25 protein-coding genes are annotated in these 25,098 nt (G+C 51.5%); 3 read left to right on the top strand and 22 right to left on the bottom strand.

Annotated elements, in window-relative coordinates:
- Positions 1–30: 30 nt before the first annotated feature.
- The 10 genes from ACR9FF_RS13045 to metH form a co-directional block, all read right to left on the bottom strand.
- Entirely contained in the window at positions 31–1,050 is a 1,020-nt protein-coding gene (locus tag ACR9FF_RS13045) for an SAM-dependent methyltransferase (protein ID WP_174806522.1), read from the bottom strand.
- 54 nt (positions 1,051–1,104) lie between these two features.
- On the bottom strand, positions 1,105–1,440 hold the full coding sequence (locus ACR9FF_RS13040) for a cyclic-phosphate processing receiver domain-containing protein (protein WP_127491266.1): 336 nt from the start codon (positions 1,438–1,440) through the stop codon (positions 1,105–1,107).
- Between the two features lie 3 nt (positions 1,441–1,443).
- Positions 1,444–2,274 carry a deoxyribonuclease IV gene (locus ACR9FF_RS13035; protein WP_435171539.1) on the bottom strand — a complete coding sequence of 277 codons (831 nt, stop codon included), beginning with the start codon at positions 2,272–2,274 and terminating at the stop codon, positions 1,444–1,446.
- Between the two features lie 4 nt (positions 2,275–2,278).
- Positions 2,279–3,094: a DNA-formamidopyrimidine glycosylase gene (gene mutM, locus ACR9FF_RS13030; RefSeq protein WP_201003330.1), complete on the bottom strand. Its 816-nt coding sequence runs from the start codon at positions 3,092–3,094 to the stop codon at positions 2,279–2,281.
- Positions 3,095–3,133: 39 nt separating this feature from the next.
- Positions 3,134–3,946 carry a TIGR01457 family HAD-type hydrolase gene (locus ACR9FF_RS13025; protein ID WP_435171537.1) on the bottom strand — a complete coding sequence of 271 codons (813 nt, stop codon included), beginning with the start codon at positions 3,944–3,946 and terminating at the stop codon, positions 3,134–3,136.
- Positions 3,943–5,247, bottom strand: coding sequence for a ribonuclease H-like domain-containing protein (locus ACR9FF_RS13020; protein WP_435171535.1), 1,305 nt, complete (start codon positions 5,245–5,247; stop codon positions 3,943–3,945). The genes ACR9FF_RS13025 and ACR9FF_RS13020 overlap by 4 nt, the downstream gene beginning before the upstream one ends.
- A gap of 39 nt (positions 5,248–5,286) precedes the next feature.
- Positions 5,287–7,536 (bottom strand): DEAD/DEAH box helicase, encoded by a 2,250-nt coding sequence (locus tag ACR9FF_RS13015; RefSeq protein ID WP_127491277.1) that lies wholly within the window; start codon positions 7,534–7,536, stop codon positions 5,287–5,289.
- A gap of 131 nt (positions 7,537–7,667) precedes the next feature.
- Entirely contained in the window at positions 7,668–8,639 is a 972-nt protein-coding gene (locus ACR9FF_RS13010) for a metal-dependent hydrolase (protein WP_435171532.1), read from the bottom strand.
- A gap of 99 nt (positions 8,640–8,738) precedes the next feature.
- A complete protein-coding gene (gene rnz / locus ACR9FF_RS13005) occupies positions 8,739–9,668 on the bottom strand; it encodes a ribonuclease Z (RefSeq protein ID WP_435171530.1) in 930 nt (309 codons plus the stop codon).
- Between the two features lie 101 nt (positions 9,669–9,769).
- A complete protein-coding gene (gene metH, locus ACR9FF_RS13000; RefSeq protein ID WP_435171528.1) occupies positions 9,770–13,216 on the bottom strand; it encodes a methionine synthase in 3,447 nt (1,148 codons plus the stop codon).
- Between the two features lie 146 nt (positions 13,217–13,362).
- On the opposite strand from metH, the gene ACR9FF_RS12995 reads away from it, so the two are divergent.
- Entirely contained in the window at positions 13,363–13,902 is a 540-nt protein-coding gene (locus tag ACR9FF_RS12995) for a 1,2-dihydroxy-3-keto-5-methylthiopentene dioxygenase (protein ID WP_127491285.1), read from the top strand.
- 175 nt (positions 13,903–14,077) lie between these two features.
- On the opposite strand, the gene ACR9FF_RS12990 is transcribed toward ACR9FF_RS12995, so the two are convergent.
- The 4 genes from ACR9FF_RS12990 to ACR9FF_RS12975 form a co-directional block, all read right to left on the bottom strand.
- Positions 14,078–14,866, bottom strand: a complete 789-nt coding sequence (locus ACR9FF_RS12990) for an HAD family hydrolase (RefSeq protein WP_127491287.1) — start codon at positions 14,864–14,866, stop codon at positions 14,078–14,080.
- A gap of 27 nt (positions 14,867–14,893) precedes the next feature.
- Positions 14,894–15,403: a hypothetical protein gene (locus tag ACR9FF_RS12985; RefSeq protein ID WP_127491289.1), complete on the bottom strand. Its 510-nt coding sequence runs from the start codon at positions 15,401–15,403 to the stop codon at positions 14,894–14,896.
- Positions 15,404–15,481: 78 nt separating this feature from the next.
- On the bottom strand, positions 15,482–15,670 hold the full coding sequence (locus ACR9FF_RS12980) for a DUF896 domain-containing protein (RefSeq protein ID WP_015844221.1): 189 nt from the start codon (positions 15,668–15,670) through the stop codon (positions 15,482–15,484).
- Between the two features lie 151 nt (positions 15,671–15,821).
- Positions 15,822–16,037 (bottom strand): LysM peptidoglycan-binding domain-containing protein, encoded by a 216-nt coding sequence (locus ACR9FF_RS12975; protein WP_164775355.1) that lies wholly within the window; start codon positions 16,035–16,037, stop codon positions 15,822–15,824.
- 317 nt (positions 16,038–16,354) lie between these two features.
- On the opposite strand from ACR9FF_RS12975, the gene lexA reads away from it, so the two are divergent.
- Together lexA and ACR9FF_RS12965 are read left to right on the top strand one after the other, a co-directional pair.
- The gene (gene lexA, locus ACR9FF_RS12970) at positions 16,355–16,975 is read left to right on the top strand and encodes a transcriptional repressor LexA (protein WP_127491293.1); all 621 of its coding nucleotides are present in this window, start codon (positions 16,355–16,357) and stop codon (positions 16,973–16,975) included.
- Between the two features lie 209 nt (positions 16,976–17,184).
- Entirely contained in the window at positions 17,185–17,292 is a 108-nt protein-coding gene (locus ACR9FF_RS12965; RefSeq protein WP_435171524.1) for a hypothetical protein, read from the top strand.
- Positions 17,293–17,334: 42 nt separating this feature from the next.
- On the opposite strand, the gene glnA is transcribed toward ACR9FF_RS12965, so the two are convergent.
- The 8 genes from glnA to ACR9FF_RS12925 all read right to left on the bottom strand — a co-directional run bounded on the left by glnA (position 17,335) and on the right by ACR9FF_RS12925 (position 25,090).
- The gene (glnA, locus tag ACR9FF_RS12960) at positions 17,335–18,663 is read right to left on the bottom strand and encodes a type I glutamate--ammonia ligase (protein WP_127491389.1); all 1,329 of its coding nucleotides are present in this window, start codon (positions 18,661–18,663) and stop codon (positions 17,335–17,337) included.
- Positions 18,664–18,815: 152 nt separating this feature from the next.
- A complete protein-coding gene (locus ACR9FF_RS12955; RefSeq protein WP_015844216.1) occupies positions 18,816–19,226 on the bottom strand; it encodes a MerR family transcriptional regulator in 411 nt (136 codons plus the stop codon).
- A gap of 77 nt (positions 19,227–19,303) precedes the next feature.
- Positions 19,304–20,596, bottom strand: coding sequence for an aminotransferase class I/II-fold pyridoxal phosphate-dependent enzyme (locus ACR9FF_RS12950; RefSeq protein ID WP_317980543.1), 1,293 nt, complete (start codon positions 20,594–20,596; stop codon positions 19,304–19,306).
- A gap of 43 nt (positions 20,597–20,639) precedes the next feature.
- On the bottom strand, positions 20,640–21,929 hold the full coding sequence (hflX, locus tag ACR9FF_RS12945; RefSeq protein WP_435171521.1) for a GTPase HflX: 1,290 nt from the start codon (positions 21,927–21,929) through the stop codon (positions 20,640–20,642).
- 22 nt (positions 21,930–21,951) lie between these two features.
- Positions 21,952–22,932, bottom strand: a complete 981-nt coding sequence (locus tag ACR9FF_RS12940; RefSeq protein WP_127491396.1) for an AAA family ATPase — start codon at positions 22,930–22,932, stop codon at positions 21,952–21,954.
- A 119-nt stretch (positions 22,933–23,051) separates the two neighbouring features.
- Positions 23,052–23,711, bottom strand: a complete 660-nt coding sequence (locus ACR9FF_RS12935; RefSeq protein WP_127491398.1) for a YdcF family protein — start codon at positions 23,709–23,711, stop codon at positions 23,052–23,054.
- A complete protein-coding gene (locus ACR9FF_RS12930; RefSeq protein WP_015844211.1) occupies positions 23,708–24,259 on the bottom strand; it encodes a DUF402 domain-containing protein in 552 nt (183 codons plus the stop codon). The genes ACR9FF_RS12935 and ACR9FF_RS12930 overlap by 4 nt, the downstream gene beginning before the upstream one ends.
- 216 nt (positions 24,260–24,475) lie before the next feature.
- Positions 24,476–25,090: a peptidylprolyl isomerase gene (locus ACR9FF_RS12925; protein WP_127491400.1), complete on the bottom strand. Its 615-nt coding sequence runs from the start codon at positions 25,088–25,090 to the stop codon at positions 24,476–24,478.
- Between the last annotated feature and the right edge of the window lie 8 nt (positions 25,091–25,098).

The following is a 25,098-nucleotide window of genomic DNA, read 5'->3' as shown; positions in this document are numbered from 1 at the left end:
CTTTCCCTCTTCTATTCCGTTATATCACGCTTACTGCTTCTTTTCCAAGTATAACGTAATCTCCTCGCGGTTATGGAATAACTGCTTGGCGCGTTTAATGATAAATGCGGTCGAAAAGCGCTCCTTGACCTCGCGAATGGTCTGAAGCGGCTTTTTGTGCATCAGCTTTATCGTAATAATAGCCGTGGCATGCGGGGCTAGCGTCTCTTCCAAATCCAGCACCAGACGGCACATCTGCATAGGGCTCCAGCTCATATCGCAGACAAGCAGGTCAAAGGAGCCCGGCTTGAACTTGACCTCCGATGCATTACGTTTGAGGTAAGTCAATGCGGGATGTCCGGCCAGCGACGGGTGCATCTCTCCCGGATCAATCGCCGTTACCCGCAAACCTCGTTCAAGCAGTAAGGATGTCCAGCCGCCCGGAGCCGCTCCAATATCCACCGCGTTCCGGAACTTGGAATAATCAAGTCCAAATTCCCGCTCCGCCTCAAGAAGCTTGAATTTGGCGCGCGAGATTTGTCCTTCCTCCCGTTGGAAGCGTATCGCTCCCCCAGGCCAGTCGGACAACATGTCCTCCGGCCGGCCAAAGCCGACATACAGCTCGCTTGCCGCGGCATAAATGGCAATGATAAGATCCGGATTCTGAACGACGGGTTCGGCATCCAGCTCCTCCAATACCGCATCCAGCACAGCCTTTGTGTCCGAAGCGGAATACGGGAACGCCGTCTTGTTCGAGCGGCGGACATGGATAGCCACCTGCTTGTCCTCGAACAACAGACGAGAACGTCTTATCGTCTCCGACAGCTCCTGCAAATCATCCGCATTCCCTTTGATCTCCACCGTACGGTCAACAGGCTGAAGATGTCTCAGGAAAATCGGCTTGTCCGCCGCCACAGCCGCGGCAACGTCATCCGCAGACCGCTCGCTGTCGAATAAAAAAGTTTCTCCGGCGGCAAGCTGCGTTACTTTAACGCCGTCTAGTAGCCGCCGAAGCTCTTCAATTGCATAGGGAGAATACCCCTGATTAGCCGTACCAATCCATCGGCTCACTTCAACACCTCCGTTGTTACACCAAACCAAACCAAACCAAACAAGCATCTATGATCAACTGCCGGCTGCAATTTCGTCAAGCAGCGAGTCCGGCATTGGCCCGTTCATAATTTTCATCTCGATCGGCGCATGGGTCGACAGCATATGATACATGTGCATTCTTCCCGCCGTGCTGGAAGTATGCAGATAGACTTTTTTCGGATAACGGGCCGATTCCACCATATGACGGACGACCTCGTAACCCGTCGGCTCGTTCCAGCCGAGATCATAGTCCAGCGACAAGATATCTATGGCTTCGGAATCAATCAGAAGCTTGCATTCCTCCGCATTCCGGGCGAGCACGAAGCCTTTCGGACAAGGGCGATAGTCATCCAGATATACATGTATCATTATTCATGTCCCCCATTCGCGCATCAGGTTTAATTGCCTTCCATAAGTACCGTCTTCGTCTGAAGGCGTTTCCAGTATAAAAGGAACATTAGCAAGCGCGGGAACGGACATCAGCCATTTCATTCCTTCCTCGCCGATATGACCGCTTCCAAGCGCCGCATGCCGATCTCGCCGAGCGCCAGCCGCGAACATCGAGTCATTGAAATGCACAGCCGCGACATGCTCCAGTACGCCTAATGAGCCGGCTTTCTTCAGCCACTCCGCATCCGTCTCCCCATGCCATAAACCGCTCGCAAACATGTGGCAGGTATCCAGGCAAAAGGCCAGCTTTGCAGGCTCCTCGCATAATCCCCGGATTTGGGCCAGCTCCTCGATGGTCGTCCCCATAAACGTATGCTCGCCCGATTGAATCTCAATCAGCAGCTTGGCATCCCCGTTCCAACGGCTAGTCACTTCATTCAGCGATTGAATAATCGATTGGTAACCGGCAAGCGGTTCCTTCCCTTTATACACGCCAAAATGAACGACAACGCCAATCGAGCCGCAGCTGTTTGCAATATCCAGATCGTTAAGCAGCGATTCAACGGTACGCTGACGGACATCCTCCCGCTCCGAAGCAAGATTCGTCGGATAAGGGGAATGAGCGATGGTCCGTATATCGTACTGCCTGCACAGTTCCGCGCAGCGCTCGGCCTCTCTCCGGTCGAAAGCCTTGATTCCAAGGCTGCGAGGGTTTTTCGGAAAATACTGAAGAGCACTAATGCCGCCCGAATAGGCGGCTTTGGCGGCGGAGGCATAACCTTCTTTTATACTGAGATGGCGGCCGATGTACATCGCTCTACTGTTCCTTCTGGCAGACCGGGCAGACGAAAGCTTTGCGCGACGAGATCTCGAACTGCTCGATAGCGGTGCCGCAGACAAAGCATGGCTCTCCCCCGCGATCATACACCTGACAGTGATCGTTGAATCCGCCGGTAATCGTATCCCCGGCCGTTAACGGCTGCTCCATGTAGCCACCTTTTGAAATCGCTTCCTTTAACACGATATGCATCGAATTATAGACTCGTTCCCATGTTTCGTCTGTCAAGGAAGGAATTTTTGCATCCGGGCGAATTTTTGCCGCGAAAGCAATTTCGTCCGCATAGCAGTTGCCGATCCCAGACAACACATGCTGGTCCACAAGCGCCGTTTTGAGCGCGCCTCTCTTCTTATCGAAGCGTGCTTTGAAACGTTCAAGCGTCAATCTTTTATCGAACGGATCCGGCCCAAGCTCGGAGAGCTTCGCATCCGCTTCCTTCACGGACATAAAATGCAAGTAACCGAGCCGCAGACCGATAAAATACAAATTGCCCGTCGCAAAGCGGATCGTTACCTGTACCGTGCGGTCAGGACGTTCTTCGTCGCTGCCGAAAAAGAGCGTCCCTCCAAGCATCAGATGAAGCACGAGACGCTTGCCGTTATCGAGGTGGAATAACAGGTGTTTGCCTCTGCGTTCCACAAACCATATCGTCCGGCCAACCAATTCCGCTTCGAATTGCCCGGCGTTAATATTAATCGATTTGTCGCGGGTAACTTCCGTACCCGTAATGGGCGAGCCGATAATCAGCTCCGACAATCGTAATCGGTAATGTTCCATTTCCGGTAGTTCCGGCATGCAAGCTCTCTTCCTTCCTGTCCGCTCTATTGCTTTCTCTTATATCCCGATTGAGGACGAAATATACGATACCAGCTTATGCAAATCGTCGCAGACGACGTGAGGCCTGCAGCCTGCGCGTTCTGCGTAATAGTCCAGATTATCCTTCGTCGTTAATCCGGTTAGCACAAGTACCGTTCCACAGCCCGAAGCATGGCCGGCCGCAATATCCGTTGCCAGGTTATCGCCGATGACCCAAGTCTCTTCCGCGGACAAACCAATCTGGCGCAGGGAATAGTCCATTAGAATCTTCGACGGCTTGCCGATTAGCGTAGGCTCCTTGCCGCCAGCCGCCGTAAGCATGGCGCCTATCGATCCGGCGCCGGGAAATAAGCCGCCTTCTCCGGGAAGCAGCAGATCCGGGTTGGTCAACACAAATTCGGCTCCCTGAAGTATCGATCTAACCGCTCTTGTCAACTGTTCGTACGACAGCTGCCGGTCCAGACCCTGCAGGACAAAATCCGGCTGCTCTTCGGTAATCCGCAAGCCCGATGCTTCCACGGCTTCAATGAGCCCGCTTTCGCCGATAACCAGCACAGAGGCGCCGGGTTTTTGGTTTGCTATGTATTGCGCCGCAGCCTGCGCGGAAGTGCATACGTCGCGCGGCTCGGCGTCGATCCCCATTCCGCGAAGCCGCTCTGCAACGGTTTCCGGGGATACGGTCGAATTATTCGTTACGAACCGGTAAGGCAGCTTCCATTCCCGAAGCTGCCGGATAAGCTCGTCCGCACCGTCAATACGCTGGGTGCCATGATATAAAGTCCCGTCCAGATCAAGGAGCAAGCCCTTCATCGGCGCTGATTGTTCGTTCATTCCGCAAGCTTCCTTCCCGTCTTGCGCAGAAGCCGCTCTCTCCTCTTGCGAAGGCCCTCTATTTCGGCGCGGCGCTTCGCGTCCCTTCTCCCGAGAGGATCGATAAGCGCCAATTCCAATGCTTCTGACACATATGATAAAGCTGAATCGTAGTCCTTCAGCTTATGCTCGTAATACATAGCCAGTTCAATGCTTGCACTCAAGCCAGCCGATCCATGCTGGACCGACTGTATAACAGCCTTCTGCCACAATAACACAGCTCGCTGCCAATTGCCAGCTTTCTTGTCTCTTGCAGCCAGCATGTTCAAAGTGGCGGCTGCGGTGCGTTCACAGCTTAACGCGGCTTCGAACATAAGCTCCGCCCGGCCGGCATGTCCCATCTTCTCCAGCCATAAGCCGGTACGGATAAGCTCCTCCGACTCAGCCGGCATCGGCAGCTGATAACCGCCCTCCGTGTTCCCGTTCAACAGATGGCCGAATCGGATGGACAAGCATACCAGCGACAGCATATCAATCTCATTATGCTGATAGACGCCTCGCAGCGGCTCCGGATCGCCGTCGGCGAGAAATTGAAAGTAGAGCTGCGGCGCAAGAGAGCCGGGTACGTCGTCGATCCGCTCGATTCCGAGCCGTTCCTCTTCCACATGGCTTAACCGCAGCGACGCGAGCGTGTTCTTCCATATGCTGCGGGAGGGATGCAGAAAATCAAGATGAAGCGGCTCCCACAGCTTCCGGTTGTATCCGTGCAAAATGAACCGGGTCTGCATAACCGGCCAGTCGAAGGTTTTGCCGTTATAGCTCACCAGATAGCGGTAGCCGCCTAATTTGCCGTTGAGGTAAAATAGCATCGCCCGCTCCTCGGCGGGGTGGCGGATCACCGCTTGCTCCACGATCAACTCGGAGCCCGACCAATAGGCCAAGCCAACCATAAACGGCACGTTGCCTGTGCCAACGCCAAGCCCCGTCGTCTCAAGGTCGAGATACAATAGCTGTTCGGCGTCAATCGGGACCTCATGGAATGCCCTCAATCCGGCAGAAGCGGAGGGCAGCTCGCCCAAGCAATGAATGCCATGCTGGTGACCGGCAGGGTATACAAGCCTTCTCATCAGAAAACTGCCCGCTTCATTATGAAGCAGCTTCACTCCCATGGATGACCATTCTTCCGACAAGGTTTCCAGATGATCCGTATCCGCCGCAGGCGGCGGCTCCGGTGCTTGCACGGCCGCTGCGGCTTCTTCGGAAGAAGAAGCCGGGCTGCTGCTTCCGCGAAGCCGGTTCATTTTATCGCGAAGACTGCTCATTTCCCGTTCCTCCTCCTTTTACTAGATCAACATGCAGATTTATAACAGGGATAATAGCTGAACGCTTTTCTGCTTCCCGTTGATTCCTTCGATTTCGTTTCCGATACATGATGGACATCCATCCTTGCATGAGCATTTTTTGATTAGATTGGCGGCGGCCTGCTTCACATCGTCAAACCGTTTGTACACGTCGTCGGCCAGCCCGATACCGCCCGGATAATGGTCGTATATAAAGATCGTCGGCAGACCCGTATGGGCGGCCTTGATCTGGGAAGTAACATGAACGTCGCTCCGGTCGCACATCACCATTACCGGCACGATGTGCTGAATGACGTTGGCGATGCCAAGCAGCAGCTGCTCCAACACCTTGGTTCCGAGCTCCGGATCGGTATCCTTCAGTTCAAGCCAGGTTGCTCGGGTATGAAGCTCCTGCTCAGGCAGATGAATAGGTCCGGATCCGATATTTTCGAAAGTGGTAAGCTTGATTTTCTTGAAAATCGTCGGGATCATCGTAACCGCCACATCCCCTTGATGAACGGCGCCGCTGCCGGAGATTCTGGACTTGTCGATCTCCAGAACCTTCAGATTCACCGCAAGATTGGCGTCCGTATAGTACTCGACATCCACTTCGCGGACGTAGGCCTTCTTGTGGTCCCAGTCCAGCTTCTCAACCTGATATTGCACTCCTTCGTGCAGGTAAATAGCTTCGTCATGAAGAAGCGTCATCGCGCTGAACCGGTCCATCTCGCCAATAATACGGACATCGGCCACGCTCGTCTGATCAACGATCACGACATTTTCCTGAGATGCGGAACGCAGGCTGATCTCGCTTGCGGGAAAAGCCTGGTTAGCCCAATAAAAGGTGTCGCCGCTTCTGTGCAGCACGCGTTCCTCTTGAAGGTATTCGAGAATCTCGCTGATTTCAAGCGGACCGAATTCCTCCGTATTCTTGAATGGTAGCTCGTATGCCGCGCAGCGGACATGATCGACGAGAATAATCAAATTCTCCGGATTAATCCGCGCGGATTCCGGATTGCGGTCGAAGAAGTATTCCGGATTCTGGACGATATACTGATCGATTGGCGTGGAGCTGGCCACCATCAGAATAAGCGCTTCGCCATGCCTTCTTCCTGCCCGTCCCGCCTGCTGCCAGGTACTCGCGACGCTGCCCGGGTATCCGGTCATCACGCAGACTTGAAGCTGCCCGATATCCACGCCAAGCTCCAGGGCATTGGTGCTCACGACTCCCAGAATCTCACCTTCCCTGAGACCCTTCTCGATCTCCCTCCGCTGCTTCGGCAGGTAGCCGCCCCGGTATCCCCTGATCGACTTCGTGCCGATTTCATTTTTGACCAGCTCTTGGATATGACTGAGAATAATCTCCACCCTTACGCGGCTGCGCGCAAATACGATCGTCTGAATCTTGTTCTTCAGGAATTCCCTCGCCAGATGATTCACTTCAACGGTGGCGCTTTTCCGGATGTTCAGAGGCACGTTAACGATCGGAGGGTTGTAAAAAACGAAATGCTTCCTGCCCCTCGGCGCTCCGTTATCGTCAATTAGCCGCATCGGGCTGCCGGTTAACTGCTCCGCCAACTCTTTCGGGTTCGCAATAGTTGCGGATGTGCAAATAAAGGTCGGATTGCTCCCGTAAAACTTGCAGATACGCTTCAGCCTGCGAATGACATTGGCCACATGGCTCCCAAATACGCCGCGGTAGGTATGCAGCTCGTCAATGACGATATATTTCAAATTCTCGAACAGACTGACCCATTTGGTGTGATGCGGCAGGATGGCGGAATGAAGCATGTCGGGATTCGTTATAACGATATGGCCGGCCTTGCGGACGATCTGGCGGATCGTAGGCGAAGTATCGCCGTCGTAGGTATAGCTCTTGATGTCGATGCCCATCTCGCTTATGATCTCGTTCAGCTCGCTCTTCTGGTCCTGCGCGAGCGCTTTGGTCGGAAACAAATACAACGCGCGGCTTGTATCGTCCTTGGCAATCGCCTGCAGAACGGGCAGGTTGTAGCATAACGTCTTGCCGGATGCCGTTGGCGTAACCGCAACGATGTTTTCTCCTTTGGATGCAAGCCGGAAAGCCGTTCCCTGATGGGTGTACAGCTCCGAGATGCCTCGTTTTTGCAGTGCCTCCCGGATTCGCGGATCCACGCTGTCGTCGAAAGGCGTTGTTTTGGCCTCCTGCGGCTCCATTTCATGCCAATTCACTATATTTTCATTTGAGCGTAATTCCTCAATTAATTCAGGCAAAGTTTTCTTCTTGAACATAAACGTTCGTCACCCCTTGATACCAACAGTTTAGCGAATATTTGTTCGATTGGCTAGAGGATTCAAGGAAGACATATTTTGGCGGCAAATAAAAAACCCGCCTCCCGTAAGAGGCGGGTCATGATTATGGATTATACATGAGGCGATTCCCAGGAACGCTTGCTCCAGCCGACATGATGGCCAAGCACCTTCATATTCCGGTCCAGTTGAACATCAACGCCAAATGCCATTTGATTGTCCCGCCAGAACCGTACGTCTTTCCACGATACCTCGTAGCCGTCCTGTTTTTCCTCCACCTGCAAATGAACCTGGTCGGCAAAACCTAGAAAGGCTTTTACCCCGTCGGCCTCCAGTGCGGCCTTTACGGCCGGAACATGCTCGCTTGGCTTATATTTGACCACCGTGGATTCCAGACGGATCCGGCTGCCGGTTACGGTGCCCGTGCGATAGCAATCCCCGCAGTCGGCGGTAAATTGCCAGCTCCTGCCCGACATGCTTGGTACAAGCGTGATGGCCGTGACCCTGCCAAGCTGGAGCTTAAGCCTTCTTTTGATCCGCCAGCGCAGCCGCAGACGTATGGCGATGTAGAGAATGGTTGCGGCGTAAATACCGGCAAACATTGGTCCCGGCGGGAAGATGCCAACTATCCAGAAGAGCAATCCGATCGCATGAGCTCCGAACAAATACGGATCAAACAGGCAAAGGGCATCCAAATGCCACCATTTCCTGGAGAACGGCCTCAGGCATTGGACGCCATACGTGTTGAACAGATCTAGAGCAATATGGAAGCATACCGCGGCAAGCGTCCATAACATGACCAAAAGGACATGATCCAGCACGCCGAACAGCCATGCGAATGCTCCGCCAATCCCGGCAGCCCAGACAAGCGGAGCCGGCACGGAATGCGTAATCCCCCGATGATTCCTAATATAGGCGGCTTGCCCCTTCAACCTTGCAAATACGTCAAAATCCGGCGCATGGCTGCCCAGCACCGTACCGGCCAGAACCGCATACCCGATCTCCGGATGAACCGAAATAACCGGATCCAGCATGGCAAGACCGCCAAGTGTTGCGCCAAACAGCAAATGACTTCCCGTATCCACCTGACCTCATCTCCTTAGCCGCAGATTTAGTACCAGCATAATACGGGACCGTTACGGGATTATTTTCGAACCGTGTTGATTTTGTAAGGAGCTGGCTCGCTACTCTTTGGGACGGGGAATTTCGGTGTGATACAGGTCGTGGGCGGCATAGGATTCCGGGAAAATCGTCCTTGCTTCCTCTTCAAGGCCCGCAAGATCCTCATCGACAAACCTTGTGCTGAAATGCGTCATGATCAGCTTTTTGGCATTGGCGTTACGCGCGGTAGTTGCCGCTTCCACGGTTGTAGAATGCCCGTACAAATGGGCTTTCTCTTCCTGACCGGCCGCAAAGGTGGCTTCATGCACGAGCAGATCCGCATTTTGAGCCAGTCTTAAAGCATTGTCGCAAGGCTTAGTATCGCCTGCAATGGTAATAATCCGGCCGCATTGCGGTTTTCCCGCTACGTCTGCCGCTCGGACGAGCGTTCCGTCAGGCAGCGTAATATCTTCCCCTTTTTTAATCCGCCCAAACAACGGACCTGCCGGGACGCCCAACTGATGCAGCCGCTCGACATTCAGCTTGCCCGGGCTTTCGCATTCGGTAATGCGGTAGCCAAAGCAAGGAACGCGGTGCTCCAGCGGCAGTGCTTCAACCGTGTAACGCTCGGTTTTATAGACAATTCCTTCGGACACTTCATGGTAGGTAATTTCGTAATCAATTCGGGTACTGCTAAGCGTAAGCGCTGTCTCAATCATCTCGCGGATACCCGGAGGACCGAACAGCTGGAGCGGACCGTTGCCTCCAACGTAGGACCGGGTGCTGAGCAGCCCAGGAATCCCGTATGTATGATCGCCATGCAGATGGGTAACGAACAGCGCCTCAAGCTTGTTAAGCTTAAGCGGCGTATGCATCAACTGATGCTGAGTCCCTTCGCCAGCGTCAAACATCCATAACGAACAGTCCGGATCCGGCAGCCTGAGCGCGATGGACGTTACGTTCCGATGCTTCATCGGGCGGCCTGCGCCTGTTCCAAGAAACCATATTTCCATTGTGCTGCCACCTCCAGATCACCATATGAATAGGATGAAAGCCCCCGCTAGCCGGGGCTGGTTGGTCAACCAGCCATTGCTTACGGAGGCTTAGCTTGCATCTATCGTTCTACTTTTTCAACGTTGAAATATTGCGCTTCCGGATGGGCGAATACCATCGCGGATACGGATGCTTCCGGCTCCATCATGAAGCCTTCCGTCAATTCCACGCCGATATCTTCCGGCTTCATCAGCTCGAACAGCGGTCCTTGATCTTCCAGGTTCGGACATGCCGGATAACCGAAGGATACGCGAATGCCTTGATAACGGGCGCCAAAGCGCTGCTTCATCGTCATTGTCGCCGGATCCGGGTACCCCCAAATATCGCGCATCATATGATGGACGCGTTCCGCCATCGCCTCGGCTACCTCCAGGGCTACCGATTGCAAGGCATGCGAGCGAAGATAATCGCCTTTTTCCTTCCACTCGTTTGCCAGCTCGCGTACGCCTTGACCGGCTGTAACGACAAGGAAACCGACATAGTCCATTACGCCGCTATCCACCGGCTTCAGATAATCCGCCAGGCAAAGGAATGGCTCTACCTGCTGGCGCGGGAACGTAAACCGCTTGATCTCCTTCGTATGATCCTGAGGATCATAGATGATGATATCATTGCCGGACGATTGCGCCGGGAAGAAACGGTACATGCCATGTGCCTTAATAATACCGTTTGTTGTGCCTTCCTGCAAAATCCCGTCAACGGTTTCTTTCAATTGCACGGCCTTCTCGTTGCCTTCCTGGAGAAGGTTATCCACGTTGCCCTTCAGCCCCAGGTGATGACCAAGCAGCATTTGCATGTTCACGTAAGGAATGATATGCGGAATCGGAACGTCCCGCAAAATATGTCTGTCCGTATCCGGCGGGATATAGACCGGCGCATCCACGGAGATTTTCGAGCGTTCAACCCGGGTTAGCTGCGGCTGAGGTTTTTTCTCCTCTTCCACATCGCCGCCGGATTCCTTGTAAATCCGCAATTCCTCTTCCATTTTGCCTCGATGCTCTTTATCCATCAGCTTGTTCGCAAGATCCAGACCGTCCATCGCATCCTTCGCATACAACGTCAAGCCGTCGTATTCGGGGCCGATTCTTGTCTTCGTGAATTTACGCGTAAGTGCTGCGCCTCCAACCATGATTGGAGCGGAAATACCCGCGTTACGCATATCCTGTGCGGTTACGACCATCTGTTGAGCGGATTTGACGAGCAGACCGGATAGACCGATAATGTCGGCATTTTCCTTGCGCTGCGCTTCAATCAGCTGTTCAGGCGGTACTTTGATGCCCAGGTTGATAATTTTGTAACCGTTGTTCGACAAAATAATCTCGACAAGGTTTTTGCCGATGTCATGCACATCGCCTTTTACCGTAGCCAGAATGATTTTGCCCTTCACGGAGGTTTCATTCTTTTCCATGAACTGTTCCAGATGGGCTACCGATGCCTTCATAACCTCGGCGCTTTGCAGCACCTCCGCTACGATGAGCTCGTTATTGTTGAACAGGCGCCCTACTTCTTCCATCCCGCGCATCAACGGACCGTTGATTACTTCGAGCGCCGTATATTTCTTGAGCGCTTCGTCAAGGTCGGGAATAAGTCCTTCCTTCGTGCCTTCCACGATGTAAGAAGCAAGACGCTCCTCCAGAGAAAGATTCGATACCTTCTCCTTCTTCACGACTTTCTTCTCGCGGAATGCCGCAACGAACGCAGCAAGCGTATCGTCGTTCGTGTTATAGATCAGATCTTCCGCCAGCTTGCGCTCTTCCTCCGGAATGGAAGCATACCGCTCCAGTTTTTCCGTATTTACGATCGCATAATCAAGACCGGCTTTCGTACAGTGGTACAGGTAGACCGAGTTCAGTACCTCGCGGCCCGCGTCAGGCAGACCAAACGAGATGTTGCTCAGACCCAGAATCGTCTTAGCTTTCGGGAACTTCTCCTTAATCATCCGGATGCCTTCAATCGTCTCAACAGCGGATCCGATATATTGCGGGTCGCCGGAGCCAACCGGGAACATGTTCGGGTCGAAAATGATATCTTCCGGATTCATGCCGTATTTATTAACAAGGAGATTATAAGAACGTTCAGCCACTTCCATCTTCGCTTCGCGGGAGACCGCCTGTCCGCGTTCATCGATCAGGATCATGACAACCGCGGCACCGTATTGATGAATGAGCGGCAGGATCTTCTCGAACTTCGATTCGCCGTCTTCCAGGTTAATCGAGTTGATGATGGCTTTGCCTTGCGAATACTTCAGACCAAGCTCGATGATATGGTCATACGTCGAATCGAGCATTAACGGCACTTTAATCTTCTTTACGACCTGCGGCAGGAACTCATGTACCGCATAGGCTTCGTCAATGTCCGTATCCTGCAGGTTGATATCGATAATATGAGCTCCGCCTTTAACCTGGGAACGCGCGATTTCCGAAGCCTCGTCGAACTTGCCTTCTTTAATCAACCGTTTGAACTTCCGGGATCCGGAAATATTAGTCCGTTCGCCAATCATAATCGGACGGTTATCGTCTTCGATAAACACCGTATCGATACCGGACACAGCCGCCGGATGAGTACCGTACTGCGTACGCGGCGCGTAATTCGCCATCGTATCATGCAAAGCTTTAATGTGCGCCGGAGTTGTGCCGCAGCAGCCGCCCGCAATGTTAAGCCAGCCCTGCTCGGCAAATGCCGACATTTTTCGCGCAAGAGATTCGGGTGATTCATGGTAATGACCGTTCTCATCCGGCAGGCCCGCGTTAGGATAACAGCTGACAGCCGCATCGGCAATTTCGCTCAGCGAGCGGATATGGTCGCGCATGAATTCCGGTCCCGTTGCGCAGTTCAGTCCGATCGAAATCGGTTTCAGATGTTCCAGGGAAATGTAGAAGGATTCAATGGATTGACCGGCAAGCGTCGTGCCCATCGGCTCAATCGTACCCGAAATCATTATCGGAAGCTCGCGGTTCATGGCCGCAAATGCCTTGCGGATCCCGATGCTTCCCGCTTTAACGTTCAAGGTATCCTGCGATGTCTCCAGAAGGATAGCGTCTACGTCGCCTTCGATTAAGGCAACCGTTTGTTCATAATAGCTGTCTACAAGCTCGTCAAAGGTAACTCCGCCGGTTACGGACAAAGTTTTTGTAGTTGGTCCCAAAGCGCCGGCTACATACCGAGGGCGGTCAGGTGTCGAGAATTTATCCGCCGCGTCTCTTGCCAGCTTGGCGGCAGCAAGGTTAATTTCGCGGGCTTTTTCCGGAATGTCATATTCCGCCAATACGACGCTAGTCGCGCCAAACGTGTTGGTTTCCAAAATATCGGCGCCGGCTTCCAGATACTTCTCATGGATCATCGAAATAACATCCGGACGCGTTAATACGAGCATTTCATTACAGCCGTCAAGCTCTTCTCCGCCAAAATCATCAGCAGTCAAATCCGCCTGCTGAATCATTGTTCCCATCGCTCCGTCCAGGATGAGTATCCGCTGCTGCATCAATTCTTGTATGGTCGGTTTCAACAAATTTCGTACACCCTTCCTCCGAAAATCATTAACAAACAGTGTAACAGAATAGCCGCACTCTGAAAAGGCAGTCCATCGACATTTGACTACATTTGCTATATAATTGGACTTATCAGTTAATTTCTATAGGGAAAGAGGGATTGAGAATGGCTGAAATCCGCATTCGCAATACTAATGAACGTATTTCTGGTGAACAGAACGTTCGTGAATTTTTAGACAAACAAGAAGTTCTTTACGAACATTGGGATGCAACTAAACTCCCTGCGCACCTCAAAGAGAGATTTGTTCTCTCCGATGAAGAGAAAGCAGAAGTTCTGTCCACTTTCAATGCTGAAATTACGGATCTTGCCGCTCGCCGCGGTTACAAAACTTGGGACATCATTACTTTATCCGATGCAACTCCAAACCTTGATGAACTGCTGAAGAAATTCGAATCCGTTCATACACATACAGAAGATGAAGTTCGCGCGATTACAGCCGGCAAAGGCATCTTCGTTATCAAAGGCACCGAAGAAGTCGGTTACTTCGACGTTGAACTCGAAGCCGGCGACGTGATCTCCGTTCCGGAAAGAATCCCTCATTTCTTCACGTTGATGGATAACCGCCAAATCGTGGCCGTACGCCTGTTCATTGAAACAGAAGGCTGGATTGCGCATCCATTCGAAGATCCTGCTTTCGTTAAGTGAGAAAACCTTTTTCGTAGTCACTCGATGATGAGTGACCGCGGTTAAAGGTTGGTATTATCGCTAAATAGAATTTTAGTTTCAACAACTGAAATGGTCTTGAAAATTTTAATTCTATTGTGGAAACAAAAAAGCCCCTCGTTCCATCTTCCGATGGCGAGGGGCTTTGTCTTGTCCATTATTGCTCGAGAAGCAGCAGCAGTTCTTCCAAATGAGCAATCTCATGCGAAGGAATGATTTCGTCATTGCGCACAGCACCGTGACGGTTCACCCATACGGATGTCATGCCAACCGTATTCGCACCGAGAATATCGGTAGTCAGCTTGTCGCCAACCATAATGCCATGATCCGGCTCGATTCCGAGCCGTTCCATCGCATGACGGAAGATGGAAGCGGCAGGCTTGCCTTCACCGTACTCGCCCGAGATAATGATGTGATCGAAGTAAGGAGTCAGCTCAGGAACGCCGGCAAGCTTCTCGCGCTGCAGATCCGGAGAACCGTTTGTCAGCAGGAGCAGCTTATACTTTCCTTTAAGCGCATCCAGCACGCGGAACGTTTCGTCATAGACAAAAGGACGTTTGCGGCGTTCCGCTGGGAACTGCTCTGCCAGCTTAGCGCCAAGCTCTTCGTTATCAACGCCAAGCGCGCGCAAGCCGCGAGTCCAAGCTTCCTTGCGGTAGCCCGGCGCAAGCTGCTCCAGCTTGCGGAACTCTTCCTGCTCGCCTTCGCGGAAATTCGCCCAGAGTCCTTCAAACGGGTTAATACCGATCATCTTCGTGAACGGGAACGTCTCATAGGATTCATAAAGAGCTCGCGCTTCTTTGCGTACGGCTTCTTCAAGCTGCTCCGGATCAACGCCAGCAGCTTCCGCACCGGCTTGGCATGTTGCTTCAAATGCTTCTTTTACGCTGCGGTCATCCCACAACAACGTATCGTCAAGATCAAATAGTACCGCTTGCTTCCCCATAATTCGCATAACTCTCCTACTCTTTTTCTATTTTTGTTCGAAAGGCAAATTGTGTGTTTTGGCGAAATCCTGCAGTCTGCTGCCGATCTCATCCGTTGGGTAACGGTTAAGCAGCCGCGAGAATACCCAGTTTGCGCCTTTTTGCTGCATGATCACGACCGCACCGTTTTGAACGCTGATCCCTTTAATGTTGGATACGTGCAGCTGCTTGTCCCCCGTCATTTTACGGGTCTGGATATAATCCTTGCCGATTGAAATGTAAGGACGGCGCAAGAAGAAAATAAGCGCCAGGAAAATGTAGCAGCCGATCGTTACCCAGAACATAGACGTAGGCTCAAAGGAAGGATCCGTCGTAACGAATACCGTATACATGCTGATCAACAAAATGAGCACAATCGGGAATATGTAGTTGCGGCCGGTAAACCGGTCTACCTTGGGTTTCGATGAAGTGCCAATCTGCGATGCTCCGTGCTTTTTACGCGCTTTGTTGATTTGGTTCGTATTTTTGCGCACTTTGCGCTCCCACGTGCGTGACAAGCTTATTCCTCCCATTGTATATTGCAGACGCCGTTCATGGAACGGCGCCAACGCTAGTTATATAGTTGTATGACTTAATTAATGAGCAACATCGTTAGGATCGCCGTCTACAATCTCGATCGAATCCAACTGCTGGCGGAAATTCCTTTTGAAATTCTCCAAATATTTCTGGCGCAATACGGCACGTTCCGCAATTTCCTCTTCGGTCAAACCTACCGTTTTATTTTTACGGGATAATTCGTTAATACGCGCGATGACTTCTTCCACTGCCTTCACCTCATTTGCTTATTACTCATCCTTCTTACCTATTTTGACTTTTAACGCGAGCAATTGTCAAGGCAATGATAGAAGAATAACAAAAGGACAGGCAATTTCGAACATCCTGTGTCCGAATAGCCTGTCCTTCCGATTATATGGCCTATTGAGGAATAATTAATACCTGTCCTGGCCGAAGCTCAACCGAGCTTAACTGGTTGCGTTCCTTAATCTTGTATATGTATTGTCTTATGTCCTTGGAGCCCTCGGAAAAACGATCTGCAATCCCCCACAGCGTATCCCCCGTCGTTACGATAACCGTTTGCTCATTCGCTGCAGCCTCTTGAATATGATCGGACGATGCATTCGTACGCATCATAAGGAAGCTTGTAAAAAGAAGAACGAACACTGCAGCACACACAATAAGTTTAAAAGCATGACGTTGAACGTGATGACCCCGCGATTTGAACGATTTAGCGGTTTTTTCCTTATGGATACTTTTATAAAAAGACGGATTCATGATCATTATTATCGCTCCCCGAACGTTTGTTCTGTTTTCTTGTGTTCTTAGAATAACACGAACAAATGTTTGCAGTCAATAAAAAAATGCGAACTTTTGTTTTTAAGAACTTATGTTTGTACGAACTCCGGTTCTATGCTATAATTTTCTACAAATATTACATTGGAGTGATTCACGTGTCTAAGATTTCGAACCGCCAACAGTCGATTCTTGAATTTATTAAGAATGAGGTTCGGGACAAAGGATACCCGCCTTCTGTTCGCGAAATCGGCGAAGCGGTTGGCCTGGCGTCAAGCTCCACCGTTCACGGCCATCTGGATCGGCTAGAGAAGAAAGGCCTGATCAGACGAGATCCAACGAAACCTCGGGCGATCGAAATTTTGGATCAAGACGGTGTTGACGGCATTATCCTCCCCGCTGTGGCTCAAGTGCCAATCGTCGGCAAAGTAACGGCAGGCGTGCCGATTACGGCGACTGAGAATATTGAAGAGTACTTCCCGTTATCCGCACACTTCGTTGGCGACGACGAGGTATTTATCCTGAATGTCATTGGTGACAGCATGATTGAAGCCGGCATACATAACGGTGACTATGTTATCGTCCGCCAGCAGCAGACCGCCAACAACGGCGATATCGTAGTAGCCATGACGGAAGATGACGAAGCGACGGTTAAGACCTTCTACAAAGAGAAGGATCATATCCGCCTTCAGCCGGAGAACTCCACCATGGAGCCAATCCGTTTGAACAATGTCACCATTCTTGGTAAAGTAGTTGGCTTGTTCCGTGACTTTCACTAATCTGTTCGCATAAAAGAGGCTGTTCCCGCTAATCCGATTTCGCATTCGGTAAGGGAGAACAGCCTCTTTTTTACCTGATTATGGTATTATCGTATTACTTCATCTTTAGGCGACGAGGTGGTTAAGCGTGAAGAAAAAATTAACGAGGTCTTGATAAATCCATTGCCGGAGTTTGCGGAGGAATCGCCGAATACTTCAACCTTTCCTCCTTGTTTGTAAGACTGCTGTTCCTCCTCTTTATCCCCTGTAATCTTGTTGTTTACATCATCCTTGCGAACGTTATTCCAGCCAGCCCACCGTTGTTATATAAGAGATAGAAAAAAATCCCCTGACGCTTAGAGCGCCAAGGGATTTCCATCTTAGTACAGCGTCAGATACTGATCGCGTTCCCATTGATGGACTTGTGTTTTGTACATGTCCCATTCGATTTCTTTCAGTTCGTAGAAATGGGCAAGAGCATGTTCGCCAAGCGCATCGCAGATCACGTCGCTGCGAAGCATTTCGTCGAGCGCTTCCTTCAGATCGGAAGGAAGGCTTGGCACGCCGGACTCCAGGCGCTCCTCTTCCGTCATGATGTAGATGTTGCGGTCTACAGGAGCCGGAAGCGTCGTTTTGTTCTTGATGCCGTCAAGGCCGGCTTTCAGCATTACGGCAAGAGCCAGATACGGGTTGGCAGCCGGGTCCGGGTTGCGAACCTCGATACGCGTGCTAAGTCCGCGGGAAGCCGGGATACGGATCATTGGCGAGCGGTTGCTTGCCGACCAAGCTACATAGCAAGGCGCTTCATAACCGGGAACCATCCGCTTGTACGAGTTAATGGTAGGGTTCGTAATAGCCGCCATCGCGCGAGCATGCTCGAGGATGCCTGCCATGTAGTAACGTGCGGTTTGGCTAAGACCCAGACGATCCTTCTCGTCATAGAATACGTTTGTGCTGCCTTGGAAGAGCGATTGGTGACAGTGCATACCGGAACCGTTTACGCCGAACAGAGGTTTCGGCATAAAGGTGGCATGGAGACCATGTTGTCTCGCAATCGTCTTAACAACAAGCTTAAACGTTTGAATTTGGTCTGCGGCTTTGATCGCATCCGCATATTTGAAGTCGATCTCATGCTGGCCTGGAGCAACCTCATGGTGGGAAGCTTCAATCTCGAAGCCCATTTCTTCCAGCGTCAATACGATTTCACGGCGGCAGTTCTCTCCCATGTCCATAGGCGCAAGGTCGAAGTATCCGCCCTGGTCATTCAGCTCGGTTGTAGGCTCGCCGCGCTCATCCGTTTTGAACAGGAAGAATTCCGGTTCCGGACCAACGTTCATCGCCGTAAAGCCCATTTCTTCCGCCTCTTGCAGCGCACGCTTCAGAATACCGCGCGGGTCGCCCGCAAACGGAGTGCCGTCAGGCATATAAATATCACAGATCAGGCGGGCAACGCGGTCTTGCGCAACCCATGGGAATACGACCCAAGTATCCAGATCAGGGTATAAGTACATGTCAGATTCTTCGATACGAACGTAACCTTCAATGGAAGATCCATCGAACATCATTTTATTGTCTAATGCTTTATCCAGCTGGCTTACCGGAATCTCTACGTTTTTGATCGTTCCGAGCAAATCGGTAAATTGAAGACGGATAAATCGTACGTTCTGTTCCTCCGCAATGCGTTTGATATCCTCTTTTGTGTAGCTCACAGCATTCATCTCCTTTAAAAGAATTGTGAAGCAATTCTTGCTTCGGAAGCATACGCTTAAAGAATTGCGAAGCTATTCTTACTTCGTAAGCATAAACTTAAAGAATTGTGAAGCAATTCTTGCTTCGTAAGCATACGCTTTAATAGGACATGCTAGCGCTTGTTCAAGAAACGGGACAACTGGCCTTGAATAAGCGAAGCCTGGCCAGGGCGTTTCTCCAGCAATTGCTGCTTGAGAAGGCGGTGCAGCTGCGCATCGGAAAGCTCCTTGCGCTTCACTTCGGATTGCTCGCTTACGATTGTTGCATCATCCGATTCTTTTGAAACCGGATTCATGACTTGCTTAATGCCGGCGATATTAACGCCTTTTTCGATTAACGCCTTAATTTCCAGTAACCGTTCAACGTCATTAAAAGAGAACAGTCGCTGGTTGCCCGCCGTTCTGGCGGGAACAATCAATTCATGCTGCTCATAATAACGAATTTGACGCGCCGTTAGATCCGTCAGCTTCATTACGATACCGATCGGAAATAAGGCCATGTTTCTACGAATATCGTCACCCATGTCGCATCAACCTTCCAGTCGCTCATTTATACACCTATCATAACGCCCTACCAAAAACGTGTCAAGTTGTGTTAGGTTTAATTACGTTTAATTATGATAAGCCCGTTGTTAATGAGTCGACGTAACGCCGTGAGAACACCAAACTTCGCATGGGCAAACGTCAAACCGCCTTGCATATAAGCGATATAAGGCTCGCGGATAGGCGCGTCCGCAGACAATTCAAGGCTTCCGCCTTGAATAAACGTCCCTGCCGCCATAATGACGGGATGCTCATATCCCGGCATGTCCCATGGCTCGGGCACAACATGCGAATCTACCGCCGCAGCCTTCTGAATCCCCTGTACAAAAGCGATCAACTGCTCCGCACCGCCAAAACGGACAGCCTGTATAAGGTCAGTACGCGGCTCAGACCAATGCGGTTTCGTTTCAAAGCCAAGCTGCTCGAACATTGCCGAAGCAAATACGCTTCCTTTAACAGCTTGTCCAACCAAATGCGGCGCCAGGAACAAGCCCTGATAAATACCTCGCAGCGTGTCAAGCATCGCGCCAACTTCGCCTCCGATGCCAGGCGCCGTAAGACGATAGGCAGCCTGCTCCACCGCAGCAGCAGTACCAACGATGTATCCCCCGGTCGAAGCAAGGCCGCCTCCGGGATTTTTGATAAGCGAGCCCGCCATGAGATCAACGCCAACCTGGGTTGGCTCCAGAAGCTCGGTAAATTCCCCGTAGCAGTTATCTACAAATACAAGCACATCCGGCTTGATTTGCTTCACGCGCTGAACCATATCGCCAATCTCGGCAACGGTAAATGACGCCCTCCAGCTGTAGCCTCTCGATCGCTGAATGCCGATAACCTTCGTCCGCTCGTTAATGCCGGCTTCAATGCCAGTCCAATCCAGACTTCCGTCCTCGTGCAGAGCCACCTCGTTATAGCGGACGCCCCAATCCTGAAGAGAGCCCGTCCCGTCTCCGGGCTTGCCGATCACCTTGTGCAGCGTATCGTATGGCTTACCTGTAATGTAAAGGAGCTCATCCCCCGGCCGGAGCACGCCAAATAACGCGCACCCGATGGTGTGCGTACCCGACACGAAATGCGGACGCACAAGCGCGGCTTCCGCTCCAAATACATCCGCGTAGACCAGATCAAGCACTTCACGGCCCCGGTCATTATAGCCATACCCCGTTGAGCCGGTAAAATGAAAATCGCTGACCTGATGCCGCTGAAAAGCCCGGATCACCTTCCATTGATTTTTTTCGGCGATGCGGTCAATGGAGCGAAGCTGGCCTGCAGCCAGCTCCTCCGCTTCGTCCGCTAATTTTTCAAGTTCATCCCATACGGATTCATTGTCTTCCTGCGCATTGTAACTCATTCTAAGCCTGTCTCTCCCTTAAGTTAACGTAAACCCTATTCTATTATTCAATATACGGCTGAAGCTTATAACCGTTTTGTTCGTATGCCTGACGGCTTACCTGTACGGTCAGACGCAAGGATTCGCCATCCTCGCTCACTTCGTTGCCCACGACTTCCCCACTGCGGTAAGCAAGCGCAATCAGGTCGCCGCGATCAGCCGGCAGAATAAACGCAACCGTGTCGCCGGTCAATTTATCCTGAATTTTATTCCGCACGAGCTCGAGGTCCTCTTTTTGATAAGCGCTGATAACAAGCGTGTCCGTGCCCGGTGTCGGCAATTCCACGTGATTTTCTTCGCAAAGGTCTTTTTTATTGTAGATCGTTAAGCTAGGCGTTCCCGCCGCTCCTAGATCGCCAATAATTTGTTCCACGACTCTCATCTGCTCCTCGCGCATTGGCGAGCTGCCGTCAACGACGTGGAGTACCAGATCAGCTTCCAGCACTTCCTCCAGCGTAGCGCGGAATGCCGCGACAAGGTCATGAGGAAGGTTCTGAATAAAACCAACCGTATCCGTTAGTACGACCTCTCTGCCGTTCGGCAGCTCCAGCGTACGGGAAGTCGGGTCAAGCGTGGCGAACAGCTGGTTCTCCACATAAACGTCAGCGCTTGTCAGTTCACGGAGCAACGTAGATTTTCCGGCATTCGTATAGCCTACAAGCGCAACCTGAATAACGCCTGATTTCTTCCTTCTCTCCCGGTGCAGCTTCCGGTGGCGAACCACTTCGTCGAGCTGCGCCTTCAGATCGGAAATACGGCCTCTAATATGACGCCTGTCTGTCTCGAGCTTGGATTCGCCCGGACCTCTCGTTCCGATCCCGCCGCCAAGCCGCGACAGATTCTTGCCGTGGCCCGACAAACGCGGAAGCAAATAGCTGAGCTGGGCAAGCTCAACCTGGATGATGCCTTCGCGAGTCTTCGCCCGCTGCGCGAAAATATCCAGAATAAGCTGCGTCCGGTCCACAATTTTCAGATCCAGCGTTTCCTCCAGATTCCGAACCTGCGCACCGGACAGCTCTTGGTCAAATATCGCCGTTGTCGCTCCCAACTCGTCGGCAATCGCTCTTAATTCTTCGACCTTCCCCTTGCCGATAAACCATTTGGTATCGGGGGCTTCTTTATTTTGCACCATCGTAGTCAGCACTTCGGTTCCCGCCGTCTCGGCAAGCGCAACAAGCTCCTCGAGCGAATGCTCCGGATCGCTAATGCCACGCTTAATATTCGGGGTAACCAAGCTGACCAATACGGCGCGTTCCAGCATCGTAGCCGTCGTATTAAATGTTTTTTCTCGCATGTTTGCTCCTTCTAGAGTGGAGTTATTTGGTTTCCCATTTGAAATCCTCCGGCTTGATGGCCATCAGTTCTTGCTTGGGGGGAATACTGTTGGAATATTGGTTCAGCAGCCTGACAGCCTGGTAACGGATCGATTTCTCAATAATATTCCGCACGTACCTGGCATTGCTAAACGAAAATATGTCGCTCATCTTCTCTTGAATCAAATGCTGCCTTAACTTAAATATGGACTGCGGCATTAAATTATAATCGCGTTCCTTCGCCATCAGCTCGGAAATTTGGATTAATTGGTCAATGGAATAGTCCGGAAAATCGATTTGGATCGGAAAACGCGAAGGCAGACCGGGATTGGTCAGCAGAAAATGATCAATCTCCGCCGGATACCCCGCCAGAATCAGCACAAACTGATTGCGGTGATCCTCCATCGCCTTTACGAGCGTGTCAATGGCCTCCTTGCCGAAATCCTTCTCTCCGCCGCGCGCAAGGCTGTACGCTTCGTCCACGAATAGAACGCCGCCAATCGCCTTCCGTACCATATCCCGCGTCTTCTGAGCCGTATGCCCGATATATTCGCCAACCAGATCAGCCCGCTCCACTTCGATCAGATGCCCTTTCGAGAGCACGCCCATCTTCTGGAACAGCTTCGCCACAATTCGGGCTATCGTTGTTTTGCCGGTTCCGGGATTCCCCTTAAAGATCATATGATAGACATGGGAACCGCCGGACAAGCCGGCCTCCGAACGCATACGGGTTATATATAAAAGCGCATAGACTTCGTAAATAAGGGCTTTTACATTGTCCATCCCCACCATCGGCTCAAGCTCTTTCTGAATATCGGCAAAATGGTCTCCCGGCGGGAGCGGCTTGACGGCTGGCAGAGGTTCATTATCCACGACAGGCGCAGAAGCCGTCATTTGGACCGGTTCCTGGCTTCTCAACACCACATTAATTTGACGGGACGGCCTTGCTCCGTTATTCGATCCCGACATGACATGTCCGCTCATCTATTGCATCACCTATCCTTCGCACCGTCACTAGCGTTTGGCATGCCGGTAAGATAAGCCCGGCATATCCCGCTCTAACAAGTGTATTCTATCGGAATCGGTCATATTAACAGATTTTATTACGGATAGTCAGGAGAACGGTAACCGAAATGCAGCAGGACGGCATCCACCTTCCACTTGGCGTACGCCAGCACTTCGCGCGACTGGTTCTTAAACGGACTCAGCACTTCGGAGTGAAAGGCGGCGGCCTGAACGTTCTCGTAATCGAGATAACGGGCCATCTCCATCGCTCTTGGCGCATGATAGTCGTGAGTTACGATCAAAAGCTTATTCAAGCCGTGCTCCGCGGCGATTACTTTACTGTTCAGCAGATTTTCGTATGTACTTCGCGCCGCGTTATCCAGGAGCATCTTGTCCTCCGGAATTCCCTTGGCAAGCAGATAGACCCGCATCCCTTGCGCTTCGGTCAGCTTGGATCCGTTGCGGTCAAGCCCTCCGCTCAAGATAAGCATCTTCACCTTGCCGTCCTTGTACAGCTTGTCCGCAAAATCGAGACGTTCTTTCAATGCGGGACTTGGCTTGTCCGACCACAAGGAAGCGCCAAGCACGATAGCGGCATCGGCTTGTTCGACCGGCTTGGAATCGTCGTAGCTGTTAATCAGCCATAACAGGTAACCGCAGCACAATACCCCTAACAGACATAAACCTACAAAGAGACGAAACAGGAGCAGCCCGCGCCGTTTGCGTGACTTGCTCCCCGTCTGAACGATACTTTTCATGATTCTCTTAGCTCTCTCTCCGTCAAGCTTTTGCGATGCTTCAAGCTGAGCGTGAAATACCGGAACCTGCCGTTCCGGATACTGGAAAGCAATCTTCCTGCTGTTTTGCGGGCGAGCGCCGCTTCTTTCCCCGTTACCTCTCCGTCACGGAGAGCTTCCTCCAGCTCATCCTCATCGAGAAGAAAAACTTCCCCGCTTGGCAGTACAACCACGTCCAGATAAAGGTCGTCAAACCAAGGCACATGCTGATCCGTCAGCCCTTGCGTTTTGCAAATATCAATGTACCATTGCACCACACGGCCTTTATCGTCAAACATCGTTGTTACGACAAAATGCTCGCCGCGCGGAAAATGCTGCATCCATAAATACCCGCGGTCTGCCAGACACAAACGCCGCCCATTGTATTCCTTCCATAGCGGCTCACGCAACTCATGAATCCGGTAGAACGTGACAAGACCTTTGAATTCATCATTGTCGAGCGCCAGACAATTGTAGCTTTTGCGTATAATGCGACGCCAGTTTGCCCGGTCCGAAAATTTTCGTTTCATACGGAACGTACCTTTCCGTTGAGATAAGCCTGTAATACTTGGCTTTCGATGATGATGGATAGCGTTGTAAAAAGCTTACCATAACTTAACGCTCATCTCCACTACGCATGAAAAATAAACCAAGCTTTTCACGGGATTTATGTGCCGCCGGGCAAAAAAACAAAAAACGGGACAAAGCGGACGAACCGCTGTATCCCGTTGATACTAGCCTAACCCTTACGTTTCCACGATCGTAACCGATTCGATAGTGACCTTATCTTTCGGTACATGCTTGTCATTCACCGGCGTCTTTGCAATTTCCAGAACCGTATCCATGCCGCTGTCCACCTTGCCGAAGATGGAATACGTAGGCGTCTGGTTCAAATTCAAAGAGTCGGGACCGGTACAGATAAAAAACTGGCTGCCTCCAGAATTCGGCTTCCCGCTGTTCATCATGGCCATGACGCCAGGCTCGAATTTCAGGCTCGTATCAAATTCATCCGGTATCGAGTAACCGGGATTGCCTGTTCCATCGCCCTTCGGGTCCCCGCCTTGAATCATAAACGTTTCGATAATGCTGTTGAACGTAAGGCCGTCGTAATAACCGTTACGCGCGAGAAAAACAAAATTGTTGACCGTTACCGGCGATTCCTCCGCGTAAAGCTTTACGGTGAAATCGCCTTTGCTTGTCGCAAATTTCGCGGTGTACTGCTTGTTTAAGTTGATCGACATCTCCGGCATCTTATCCCATTTCAGTCCGGGCGAGCCGCCGGATGAGCCGCAGCTGGTTAACAATACGGCTACTGCTGCGATTATGATGATGCTCCAGCTAAATTTCCCCAGCTTGCCCATACCCTAAG

Origin of the sequence: Paenibacillus glycanilyticus (assembly GCF_051200795.1) — a bacterium.
GTDB lineage: Bacteria > Bacillota > Bacilli > Paenibacillales > Paenibacillaceae > Pristimantibacillus > Pristimantibacillus glycanilyticus.
The sequence above is the reverse complement of the archived record's forward strand: the minus strand, read 5'-3'. Positions and strand labels throughout refer to the sequence as shown.